Raw genomic sequence first — 12,907 nt, forward strand, 5'->3', positions numbered from 1 at the left:
AAAATAAAAAAGTGAAGTTTCATTGGAACAAAACTTCACTTTTTTTAATTTTTAGGATTCTTTCTTAATTAGTTTATTTGCTTTATATTCTTCGTATTTTTCTAAAGAACCAAATTTTGCCTTGTGAACAATATCTTCAAATACAGCAGGTAAGAATGACAATCCGGCATAGATTCCTAACACAACAATAACCATAACTCTACTTAATATTAATGATTTTTTTGCATCTCCTGTCAGGATATTATTATCAATGCCAAAAAGTAAGAATAAGTCAATAACCGGCACTAAAACTGTTACAATAATACCAATGAATACTAGAATAACTGAAATTCAAGCAGCGGGTAAGAAATATTTTTTCTTATCTTTAATTTCAACCTTTTTTGTTTTTCTATTAATAATAGCACCCAAGATTGCCACAGCAATAAATCCAAAAGTAAACACAGCAGTTCAATCTGCCATTAGGTCGCAGAATGAATATAATCTACCCATTCCACTACCATATACATTGTCGCCATAGCCAACAGTATCCAGATAAGCAAGAGCCCCAATTGTTGTAAATATAATAACAATAGGAATTGTTAATACCAAAGAGTAAATAATACCAACAATAGGTTTGTTTGCATTTAATTTACCTTGTAGTTTTTCTCAAAATGGTAAGTCACCTTGTGCAAGAAGATCTTCTACAAAACGTGGAGCTCACATTGAGAATCCATTAAGAATTCCTAAAACACCTATTGCAATACAAATATTAATAATACCAAATGTTATGTTTGCAGCTTTTTCTCCCATTAATGATTTCATAAAATCTAACATTTTAGAGAAACTGCCACCATTTATTGACATCGCAATAGCAATAATTAAATAAATAATAGTTGTAATTCCTAAACCAAGAAAAATAGCTAGAGGTGTTTTCTTAGGTTCTTTCATTTCTGACTGAATGCCAGCAGCAACATAAAAGCCATCATATGCAAAGAATATTGCAGCAATAGAAATAAAGACACCTAAGCCAGCACCAAAACCTGCAAAAGCTTTAACACTTCCACCTTCTTTAATTATTTGTGAAATTGTTTTTGTACTTTTAGGAATTGTTCAATTAATATCTGCTGTTCCGCCTTTTCCTGTAGCAGCAAGAACAAAACCCAAGATTACAACAGCAACAAGAGGTATAAATTTAATTGCTAAAACAACAATGTTTTGAATGTTACCTACTTTTGATCAATAGGCTGGAACAATTAAGAAGTATGCAGACATTCCAAGTCCAATAATCAACCAAATAATTCAATCAAAATTTGTGCCAAATTTTGCATTACCTGTCAATGCACTTAAACCATCTTGTAATGATAAAATAACATAAAATGGCATAAATAAGTATGTAAGTGGTAAATAAATGTATGTCATAAAGTCTTTTGAAGCACGGTAAATTCGCTTACTGTTAAAGACTTTACATCAACTCATCAGAGATAAGTTGTCGTTTTTTACACTAGTTAATTCTATAAGTGCAAGACCCATTGCAATAACTGCACATGCAGCAATAATTCAACAGAATATTGCGAGAATTAAACTAGAATGAGAGTAGCCAAGAATTTTATCTGATTTAAAGAAGATACCAGCACCAACTGAACCACCGATAACGATGAGCATAGCCGAAATAAATGATATTTTCTTTTCCTTAGAAGGTTCTTGAACATTTTTTGTTTCTTTATTATCCATGTTTAAAACTTTCTATGCGTGGATTCTTGTTCCACTTGTTCCATCAATAGCCTCTGCAACTTTCTCGAGTGAAGCTATGATAGCAATATTTTTAGGGTTTTCTTTAACAAATGCAATAGCAGCTTGAACTTTTGGAAGCATGCTTCCAGGAGCAAATTGATTTTGTTCAATGTACTTTTCAAGTTCAGCAATTGAAACATCTGTTAATTTCTTTTCGTTTTCTTTGTTGTAGTTTATATAAACAAAGTCAACTGCGGTAAGCACGATAAAGTAGTTAGCACCAACTTTTGAAGCAAGCTTGCTTAGTGCAAAATCTTTATCGATAACACCATCAACACCTTGATAGGTGTTTTTTTCTTCGATGGTAGGGATTCCACCGCCACCACCGACAATAACTATAGAACCATCATCAAAAGTTTTTTTGATTGATTTCATTCCAATAAAGTCAATTGGAAGAGGAGAAGGAACAACTTTACGGTAACCACGACCAGCATCCTCAACAATAGTTGAACCTGGTGTATTAGCAGCAACTGCTTCTTCTTTGGTTTTATAGAATTGACCAACTGGTTTAGTTGGATTTTTAAATGCTTTATCGTTTTTATCAACGATAGTTTGAGTTAAGAAGTATAAAACATCTTTCTCAATTTTTGATTTTTTAAGTTCATTAGTAATTGCTGTTAACATGTGGTAGCCAATATATCCTTGGCTCATACCACCTGCTTCAGCAAAAGGTACAGCAGGAGTTTTTTCATTTACTTTTTTTGCATCTGCAAAAGCATTGAAAATCATTCCAACTTGTGGTCCATTTCCATGACCAACAAGAACCTGATGTCCTTTGCTTACTAATTGAGCAATTTTTGATGCTGGTAATTTTACTAATTCTTTTTGTTCAATAGGATTATTTCCTAATGCATTTCCACCTAAAGCAATAACTATTTTAGACATAATTAGTATCCTAAGGTAGCTAAAATTACAGCTTTAATTGTATGCATCCTGTTTCCAGCTTGTTCAATTGAACGGTTGTGTTTCGATTGGAAAACTTCATCAGTAACTTCCATAGCACCTGTTGCTACAACTGGGAACTTTTTACCAAATTTTTCTTTAATTTCTGCAGAAAACAATGTATGGTCATCATGGAATGCTGGTAAGCAGTGCAAGAAGATTACATCATCTTTTGCAGCTTTGATCATTTTCATATCAACTTGGAATTCTCCCAGTTCTTTGATACGAGGTTCAAATAATGAGAAATCTTCTCCAAGTGATACTCAAACGTCTGTGTATATTACATCTGCATCTTTTGCAGCTTTAATTTTGTCATCTGAGAAGGTTACTGAACCACCATTAAGTTTGAATAACTTTTGGCATTTTTCGTAAACTTCTTTGTATCCTGCTCCTGTTTGAATAAGTTTAGCTTGTTCTTTAGGGCCACATAATACAACATGCATACCTGTAAAGGCTGCACCAATCATTATTGAACGTGCAACATTGTTTTTAATGTCGCCGGCGAAAACTATTTTCTTACCCTTAAGGTCTCCCTTGTATTCTTTAATGGTCATATAGTCAGCAAGCATTTGTGTTGGATGTTCTGCATCAGTTAAACCATTTCATACAGGAACACCTGAATACTTAACTAATGCATCAACATCAGCTTGTTTAAAACCACGGAATTCAATTCCATCATAAAATTGACCCAAAACCATTGCTGTATCTTCGATAGATTCTTTTTTACCAAAGTTTGAACCAGCAGGTCCTATATATGTACATCCAGCACCCAAGTCAAAGGCTGCAACTTCAAATGCACATCTAGTTCTTGTTGAGTCTTTTTGGAACATAATTGCAATGTTTTTTCCAATTAATGGACGATTGCGTGTATGAAGACCTTGCATCTTACTTTTTTTAAGTTCAATAGCTAGATCAATCAAATAATTAATTTGATCGGTTGTAAAATTTAGTGCACTGTCTAAACTACGACCTTTTAAATTTATTGGCATATTTCTCCTTATTATATAAATAAGTCATGTATTTCTTTTTTATTTTGTTTGTACGTTAAATTAAATTGAGATATTATTCGATGTCTTCTCTTACAAGAGGCATTGACATACATCTTGCAGAACCCATACCTAATGATAATTGATTACCATCGAATGATAGAACTTTAACACCTGCTTTTTTAAGAGCTTTTTCGGTTTCTCTGTTTCTTGAGTAACCTACAACAACACCTGGAGCAATTGTTAGGTAGTTTGTACCATCAAAGTGTGTTTCGATATCAATATCTAATTGTGAAGCACCTACACCTGCAATAGGAACCAATTTAGGTTTTTTACCAATAATGCTTTCTAACATGTCTGATAATGATTTGTTACTTTCAACCATTTCAATTTCATCTTTTGAAAGGTCAATTTCTCAAATTTTTAACACTGACATCATGTTTGGTGAGTATAGGAATACATCACGGTCAACCATTGTCAATCATGTATCAAGGTGCATTAAGTTTGGCATTGGTGGAACATTAATAGCAACAATTTTCTTGAATTTATTTTCACTATTGTGTTGAATATTTTTTGCAACAGTCATAACTGCATCCTTGTTTGTTCTTTCACTAACACCTAATACAAGTGTATCTCTGTTGTAAATAAATACGTCTCCACCTTCAATGTTACCTAGATTTGTTCTATCAAATCATTTTGGTGTGTCTTTGTAGTCAGGGTGTACTGTAAATACAAAGTTACAGAAAGTTGTTTCTCTTTTTCTTGTAACATATTTCATATTGTTCAATGTAATACCGTTACCAGCTGATGCAAATGGGTCACGTGTAAAGTACAAGTTTGGCATTGGGTCTACAACTAGATCTCTATCTAACTCAATGTTCATTTCTGTTTTAAGAATTCCAGCCATCATTGTCCTTATCATTTTTTTAAGGTTTTTTTGACCGATTCCTAAAATATATTCTTTAACTTTTTCTCTGAGAGAACCTTCAAGAACTGGTTCCGCTTTATCAAGTCATTCATTGATAAATGCATCTTTTTGTTCTTGTGTAGCTAATTTGTATGTTTCAACTACTAGATCATCTAATTGAATAGCTTTAATTTTATTTTCTTTTAAGATTTTAAGAAATCTTTTGTGCTCTTCAATTGCTGAATCAGCTTCTAAAATAGCTGAAAACAATAATTCATCCAAACGAGATGGTGCAACACGTCTAATTTCATCACCTGGGGTGTGAACTAGAACTTCTTTTAGTTTACCAATTTCGCTATATACATTAATTTTACTCATGCTTTTCTCCTTAAAAACTAAAATGAAGCATTTTTTACAAAATAAAGTAAATAAATACCTCATAATAATTATATTATTTATAAAGTTCAAAAATTTTTTTAAGCCTTTTTAATGCCTTAAAAAACAAAAATATGTAAAAGTTTCCACACATTTAAGAACTTATTGATTTTTACTACTTTATTCATTTTTTAAATGATTAAAAGTTTAATAATAAAAATAAAAAAAGTGCCAAGCACTTTTACATTGATTTTGGAGCTGAAATTCCTAGAACTCTTAATCCATTTTCAATTGTTATGCTTACAGCTTTTATTAATGCAAGTAAGCTTTCTTCATTTTCAGCACCAATAATTTTTGGTCCATTTGAATATCATGAGTTAAATTCTTTAGCAAGTGAAATTAGGTATTGTGTAACCATATTTGTTGCTAACTTTTCAGCTGATTTTAAAATTACTTCCGGGAATTCTAATAAGAGTGAAATTAATTTTAGTTCGCTTTCGTTTTTATAATCACTAGCCACTATTTTTTTAACATCTAATTTAGTTTTTTGCAATAAACTATGAATTCGAGCATTAGCATATTGAATTAAGAAAACGGCATTATCATTTGATTTTGTTGTAGCAATATTTAAGTCAAAGTCAATTTTTGTATTAGCTGTTCTATCTAAAAGATGGAAACGAGCACTATCTTTACCAACTAATTTAACAAAGTCTCTTAGTCAAAAACTTGTGCCTCTTCTCTTAGACATTTTATATTCTTGACCATCTTTTACCAATCTTACAAGTTGCATGCAAATAATTTTTAGATTTTCAAGTTTATATCCAAAAGTCATCATCGCACATTCCATTCTTTTCTTGTAACTTAGGTGGTCTGCACCAAAAATGTCGATAATAGTACTATCTTTACCCGTTCTAACAAATTTACTATTGTGGTAAACAATGTCAGGAGTTAGATATGTATAGTCACCATCACTCTTAATAATTACACGATCTTTATCGTCATCAAAATCTGTGGTTCTTAATCATAATGCACCATCTTTTTCATATGTAACATCTTTAAGTTTGGTTGCAATTGTTTCTTTAATAACTTTTTTGTCATTTGCATATAGTGATTTTTCACTAAATCAAGTATCAAATTTACATCCAAATTTGCCTAAATCTGAAGCAATAGCTTTTAAGAATAAATCAACAGCTAAATATTTAAATTTTTCAAATTGTGCCTTAGAAAGTTTTTCGCTCTTAAATTTGTCACCATATTCCTTGTAAATTTGTTTAGCAGCTCAAACAATATCTTGTCCACCATAACAGTCTTCAGGCATTGGGTATTTTTTGTCTCAAATTTGCATATATCTTGCAAATGTACTTTTTCCCAAAACATTAATTTGATTTCCAGCATCATTAATGTAGTATTCTCTTAAGATTTCGTAACCAGAAAATTCTAAAATGTTTGCAATTGTACTACCAAGTGCTGCGTTTCTTGCATGTCCAATGTGTAAAAAACCTGTTGGATTTGCTGAAACATATTCAACATTAACTCTTCCTTTATTATTACCTTTTCCATAATTTTTTTTGGCTTTAAGAATGTCATTAATTGTTTGAATGTAAATTTCTTTTTTAAGTGCAAAATTGATAAATCCAGGTTTAACAACATCAACTTTTTCTAAATATAGTTCATCAAAGTTAAGTTTTGAAACAATAGTATTAGCTAATTCAATTGGATCATATCCCTTGTTACCCATTGCTATATTAGTTGAAAAATCACCAAAATTTTTAGCATCAATTAACATTGCTTTTCTTTCAATGTTTAATTCTTTTAAAATCTTATCTAAACAAACCAAAATTTTTTCTTTAATTTCATTTTTACTCATAGTAGGTCCTTAAATATCATTATTTGATTAATTAAATTATATTATAAGATTGTTTTTAATTAAGTAAAAAGCTAAGCTTTTATGACAATAAACATGATTGATTTAACAGTAAAAATAGCTAAATTTTAAAAACACCAAAAGAACTGTTTTATAGTGGTTTTGGTGTTTTTTTTAAAAAATAAATGTCAATCAATCTATATTCTAATTAAGCAACACTTAAGGAAAAACTTTTTTAAACTCATCATCGCTTAATGTTCAAAATCCATACTTATTTTCTTTTGCGGTATTTTCGCATATTTCAAGTTCATTATAGTATGAAGTATTCTTTGTGTAAAATTCACTATTTTCATCTAATGAAATATATTTTTTAATTGCAAGTCCTTTGCTAACTAGCAATGTATTTAGGTTGTAAATTCTGTTATTCAATTTGAAAAAAACTATAGCAACCATTCTGTCATATTTATCAAAATAAGGTTGATCTTTTCCTATTGTTTTTGTTTCCTGTGGAACAACATAAATTGATTGGACTTGTTTAGTTAATGTTTTATTTGAAGTAAGAAATGAATGTACAAAACATTTAACCTTCATTGCATATAAATATTGAATTCCAACTGTATTTTCTCTTATTTTAGATTACAAATTAATTTTCGTTGCCTCTGGAGTATCAATTCCAGAAAAACGAATTCCATTGACTCCTTTTGCATCAATTGTGTCTCCATCTCTTGTGGAATAAAAATCAATTTGACTTGCTTTATTAATAACAAAATTGTCTTTATTGTGATATGGATATTGGTTAAAAAATTCTGTTTCGCTTTGGCTCTTCATATTGCTTATATCTTCAAGTTCGAGAGGCACCTTAATCTCATGCAGAAATTTTCTTTTTGAAAATTTATCTTCCACATTTAAAATTAAGCCCGCTTCTTGGGTGTTGTAATCATATGAATTTTGAGAGTTATTGATAGTGCAATTGAATTTATCATGGTCATAATTAAATTCAAAGTTTTTAAATTTATACTCTTTTATATTAGTAAAATAACCAATCAAAAAATCTCCAAGATTAGGTGCTTTTTTGATACTAAATGATTTAAGAAATTCCTGCTTAAGTTGATCTATTTTGCTATCTTTAAAATGGCAACTAGTAGAACATAAAGAAAATGCAATAGAAGGCAGAGTGGCATGAGACAATAGAGTTAAATAAAATTTCTTTTTCATACTTACTTCCTTAATGAATCTAAATAATCTTGTTGATATTTTTAAATATCATCTTTTTATAAGTAAACAAAATGAGGAAAATTTTTGCCCCCATTTTGTTTTAGTTAAATTTGTACTATAAAGTCATTTCTTTTAAGAATTCGATAATTGTTTGATAAACAGTATCTAATTGCTCATATAATTTTTTGCCAATGTACTTATCTGTCCACTCGAGTGTATCTAGATCGCTATGTCAAATATTACCTCTTAGCAGGATCTTGTCTTCTGCTAAATTTGGTTCATAAACATCAATATCTGTGTTTGGATATTTCTTCTTTTCAATTAACAATTTTTCTTTATCTGCTGGATCGACAGTTTCCCAAAAAGCCTTATTTATAGTCATTGAATAACCATCATATTCACCTGTGCTTGATAAAATATGGAAGTTTGTTGCTTCAATATTAGCATTTGGAATATTTGCAACAATCCCGAATGCAGCATGATCTGATCAATCGCCTGTTTCACCAACATCGAAACCTTGGCCTTGCTGATTAACAAGAGGCATTTTTGGATGAATATTTAACAATTCTTTGTCACTATTTAATTTTGCTGCTCTTTTTTTAGAAACTTCTGCAAATTTATCTCTTAATTTAGGATCTGTATTTCCACCATTACTAGGTTTCCTTGAATGAACATAAAGAATATCTCCACCTGCAACAGTATCAATATTTAATGCGCCTATTGATGATTTTTGTAGATTGCTGTCTTTTAAAAATTGATGAACAAATGCAAAGGTTCCAAAGACACCAACTTCTTCTGCATCAGCGAAAAGAATGTGTAATCTGCACTTAAGCAGTTTTTGATTTTCAACTTTTGAAAAGAATTTTAGCAAACTCAAATTTGTTCCAACGCTTGTTCCGTTATCTGTTGCTCCTCATGAAGCTTTTTTTGGTCCTTCTGCTGTTGAGTCATAGTGTGAAACAATGAAAAAATCTTTAATTTTTGCTGGATCGCTTGTAATGGATGAATCAGTCGGGTTTATTGTTACACAGATATTGGTCCCAATATTATTTGCACCGATTGTTCCATTAATTCTATCAACACCATTTCATAAAAATCCTTGGCTAATAAAACCATTTTCCAAAAGTTTATTTGCTAAAGCGTTGTTGTCCTTTGAAAAAGTTATACCCTCAGCAATCGATTTTTCTTTCCCGTTAACTTCTATTGTCGTTTGACTTCCAACTTGTTCAAAGAAACTTTGACCTTGGTTCTCAATATTATAGAAGTCAACTTTTCTACCATTAACATCTTTTTCTTCAATAGTAACTTTAAGTTTTTGAGGATATATGACTTCTGGATTATTATTTTTATAGCCCATATCTTCAATAGTTTTCTTTAAATATTGATATGCATGCAGAGAACCATAATTAACTTTTGATGGAGTTACTTGGATACCAAGATTATTGATTAACTTAGTTTTAAGTTCTGTTTCTGTAAATGTTTTGTTATTTCCTATATCTTTTAGTGAACCATCTGTTTCTAAATCTGTGGCTTTAAAGTTATTAGCATTACCTGTTCAACGTCCTTGAACGCTAGTTAAGAATTTTTTATAGAATTCTTCAACTAAAATACTTTCTTGAATATCTTTCTTAGGCAACTGCTTAGATGGACAACTAGTTGAAACCCCAATAATTGGAACACAGCCAGTTAAAAGACTTCCTAACAAAATAATATTTCTTTTTTTCATATGATTAACCTTTTCTATATATGTTCTTTTTTGCCATATATAATAATTATAATCTTTTAATAATGCACTTTTGTGCTACATATATTACGTGTGTTAAAAATTCGAATTTTTTTAACCAATTATGTAGTATTTAATAATATTAAAAAAACAAAATTGTATATAATTAACACTATGAAAAGTAGCAGAGAAAACAATGATTTTAATGTTGATAAATTAGATATTAACGAAAATACTTGTGATGATTTTGAATCAAAGGACGAGAATGTTGAAAAAAACGATGAAAAATCGCTTGATAATCTTGAATTAGTTCGCGACAATTATGATAAGGATAATCCTAATTGCAAATCAGCAAAAAAACGTCTAACAAAATTGTATGCTAGGCGTCTAATGTTCATATTTTTATCAGCATTAATATTTAATTTTGGTGTTCAAGTGTTCTTAAATAGGGGAGAAACAATACCAAGTGGTCTTAGTGGAATACCTCAGTTAATTACACTTTCTCATCCAATAACAAAACCATATTTTGCTCTTATTTATTTAGGATGTAATTTACCCTTATTGCTTGGTTTTGGATTTAAAATTAAGAAAAGTTTTTCAATATTAACCACTTTCTTTATGTTGTTTCAAATCGTGACTAACTTTATTCTGGTTTCGATACCAATTGGTAAAATAACACCAGATCAGACAAAGTATATTATTGACTGACTACATGAGAATATAAATTTTGCACCAGGCTGAACTAAGGTTATTAATGTAGGTGGGAAGAATTTAGAGAATCCAAATACATGGCCAATATTTATTTACGGTGCAATTGGTTCAGCATGTGTTGCAATGGGGATTGTGATTGCTTGAAAAAATGGTGGCTCAACAGGTGGAACTGACATTATTGCTTATTATTTTTCAACTAAAAAACAAATGAGTATTGGTAATATTTTAAGTATTATTTCAGTTGCTACTACACTAACATTTTTAATAATTTTTGGTTTTGTTCAACCACATAATAATTATGCAACAATAGATTATGTTAATAATACTCAAATATATAAAGATTCTGGAATAAGAACTGTTTTTGGAATGAGAGAATTTACAACATTCTTCTATATATTTATTGTTAATATCTTAATTAATTTAACATATCCTAAATATAAGAAAGTTTCGCTAGAAATTTCGAGTGTAACATATCCATCATCTGTTTTAACCTACTTTAGAAAAATTAACTACTGACATGCTTACACCATTAGTGAAGGCACAAGTGGTTACACTGGCAAAAAGACTTATACAGTAGTAACAACAATGTTACTTTTAGAAACACGCAGTATTATTAGAGATCTTAAAGCACTAGATCCAAAACTATGAATTTCTATTAAACCAGTTGTTAGTGTTTCAGGCGACTTTAACACCAAATATATTGATAGTAAATAGAAAAAAATGAACTTTTCCAATAAAGTTCATTTTTATAATTAACCTATAAAACAGGACTTTTAGGCAAAAAACCAAAGCAACTATGTTTTAATTATTATTTATTTGATTTCATTAATAATTTTTACAAAATTATCAAATTTTGATTGTGCCTCTTCGTTAGTTTTGCCGAAAGCAAAAACATAAAATTTAATTTTTGGTTCAGTTCCAGATGGTCTTAAAGCAAGTCATGAATCATCATTTTTAAACGTGATTTTAATCATATTTGATTTTGTGAAGTCATTTTTTTGATTAAAATCTTCAACTATTTTGTTACTTATGTTTAAATTAATAAATTTATTTTGAATATCACTTAGTGAAGTGTTTTCATCTGTCATAATTTCAACATTTCCACTAACAATATAACCATTTTCTTTGTAAATTGAATTTAAAACATCAACTATGCTTTTACCTTGTGCTTTGTATTCAGCAGCAATTTTAGTCAAAATTGCAACTGATTGAATTGCATCTTTGTCTCTTGCAAGACTTTCATCAATAAGTGAGCCATAACTTTCTTCAAAAGCAAACAAACAGTTTTGAGATTTTTTAATCTCATCATTTATAATCATTCCAATTCACTTAAAACCTGTAGGAACTTCATAAACATTAATATTATTTTTTCTTGCAAGTATTGCTGGCATATTCGATGATACATAAGAATAAACCATATATTTATTTTCTAATGATAGTCTGCCTGCTTTTTTAATAAGATAATCGAAAACAATTGTTGCTGTTTCATTTCCATTCAATCTCACATATTCACCATTATGCTTAACTGCCAAGCCAACTCTATCACTATCTGGATCAGTAACTAAAATAATGTCTGTGTTATATTTCTGAGAAATTTTTATTGATTTGTTATATGTTTTTTCAATTTCTGGGTTTGGATATTTGCAGTGTCTAAATGATGTGCTTGGGTACATTTGACTTTTAACATAATGAACATTTGACAAATTCATATTATATTTTTTTGCAAATTGTTCAAAGATGTCCACAACAAATTTTCGACCTGTTCCATGTAGTGGAGAATAAACAAGTGAAATATTTGACAGGTCTACATCACCACCTATCTTAACAATTTTGCTAATGTATTCGTCGTAAAGTTTTTTTGAATAAAATTTGTGATTACTTATATCTCTTAAAGCAATTTCTTTTTTTGGCACTTTAAGGTTTTCATCATATTTTGAATAATCATCAAAGTAAGAACTAATTTGCTCAATTTCATCTGGCAAGCATTGACTACCCATATTGTTATAAAGTTTAATACCATTATATTCAGCTGGATTATGACTAGCAGTTATATTAATTCCACCTTGAGCTTTTTCTTTTAAAATTGCAAAACTAACAAAAGGTGTTGGTGTTAAATATAGTGGAAAAATAACTTTGATATCATATTTGCTTAAAATTTGAGCACTTAGTGTAGCAAAACTTGATGACATTTTACGATTATCGCGGCCAATAACTACTGTAATTGGATTTACATTTTGATATTTATTCTTTAAGTACTTTGCAAAACCATGTACAACACGTTGCACGTGTGCAACGTTTAGGTGATCTTCGCCAGAACCTAATATTCCTCTGATTCCAGCAGTTCCAAATTCTAATTTATTACTCATACATTAATAATATATTAACAATAAAAAAATTTGAATATATAATAGAAA

The 12,907-nt window shown here is 29.7% G+C and carries 10 protein-coding genes; 1 reads left to right on the forward strand and 9 read right to left on the reverse strand.

Annotation, left to right across the window (positions count from 1 at the left end; genetic code table 4):
• Positions 1 to 51: 51 nt before the first annotated feature.
• The 8 genes from NPA07_RS02150 to NPA07_RS02185 form a co-directional block, all read right to left on the reverse strand.
• The gene (locus NPA07_RS02150) at positions 52 to 1,710 is read right to left on the reverse strand and encodes an APC family permease (RefSeq protein ID WP_126117894.1); all 1,659 of its coding nucleotides are present in this window, start codon (positions 1,708 to 1,710) and stop codon (positions 52 to 54) included.
• 12 nt (positions 1,711 to 1,722) lie between these two features.
• Positions 1,723 to 2,655 (reverse strand): carbamate kinase, encoded by a 933-nt coding sequence (gene arcC / locus NPA07_RS02155; protein ID WP_126117893.1) that lies wholly within the window; start codon positions 2,653 to 2,655, stop codon positions 1,723 to 1,725.
• Between the two features lie 2 nt (positions 2,656 to 2,657).
• Entirely contained in the window at positions 2,658 to 3,701 is a 1,044-nt protein-coding gene (argF, locus tag NPA07_RS02160; protein WP_126117892.1) for an ornithine carbamoyltransferase, read from the reverse strand.
• 73 nt (positions 3,702 to 3,774) lie between these two features.
• Positions 3,775 to 4,983, reverse strand: a complete 1,209-nt coding sequence (locus NPA07_RS02165; RefSeq protein WP_126117891.1) for an arginine deiminase family protein — start codon at positions 4,981 to 4,983, stop codon at positions 3,775 to 3,777.
• A 238-nt stretch (positions 4,984 to 5,221) separates the two neighbouring features.
• Positions 5,222 to 6,847, reverse strand: a complete 1,626-nt coding sequence (gene argS, locus NPA07_RS02170; RefSeq protein WP_126117890.1) for an arginine--tRNA ligase — start codon at positions 6,845 to 6,847, stop codon at positions 5,222 to 5,224.
• Positions 6,848 to 7,063: 216 nt separating this feature from the next.
• Positions 7,064 to 7,435, reverse strand: a complete 372-nt coding sequence (locus NPA07_RS02175; RefSeq protein ID WP_126117889.1) for a thermonuclease family protein — start codon at positions 7,433 to 7,435, stop codon at positions 7,064 to 7,066.
• Between the two features lie 45 nt (positions 7,436 to 7,480).
• A complete protein-coding gene (locus NPA07_RS02180) occupies positions 7,481 to 8,059 on the reverse strand; it encodes a hypothetical protein (RefSeq protein WP_126117888.1) in 579 nt (192 codons plus the stop codon).
• Between the two features lie 115 nt (positions 8,060 to 8,174).
• Entirely contained in the window at positions 8,175 to 9,785 is a 1,611-nt protein-coding gene (locus NPA07_RS02185) for a M28 family peptidase (protein WP_126117887.1), read from the reverse strand.
• A gap of 171 nt (positions 9,786 to 9,956) precedes the next feature.
• Between NPA07_RS02185 and NPA07_RS02190 the strand changes: the two genes are divergently transcribed.
• Positions 9,957 to 11,207: a YitT family protein gene (locus NPA07_RS02190; protein ID WP_126117886.1), complete on the forward strand. Its 1,251-nt coding sequence runs from the start codon at positions 9,957 to 9,959 to the stop codon at positions 11,205 to 11,207.
• A gap of 98 nt (positions 11,208 to 11,305) precedes the next feature.
• Here the strand turns inward: NPA07_RS02190 and NPA07_RS02195 are convergent, their stop codons facing one another.
• On the reverse strand, positions 11,306 to 12,859 hold the full coding sequence (locus tag NPA07_RS02195; protein ID WP_126117885.1) for a phospho-sugar mutase: 1,554 nt from the start codon (positions 12,857 to 12,859) through the stop codon (positions 11,306 to 11,308).
• Between the last annotated feature and the right edge of the window lie 48 nt (positions 12,860 to 12,907).

This window comes from Mycoplasmopsis caviae (assembly GCF_024498215.1).
Lineage (GTDB): Bacteria > Bacillota_I > Bacilli_A > Mycoplasmatales > Metamycoplasmataceae > Mycoplasmopsis > Mycoplasmopsis caviae.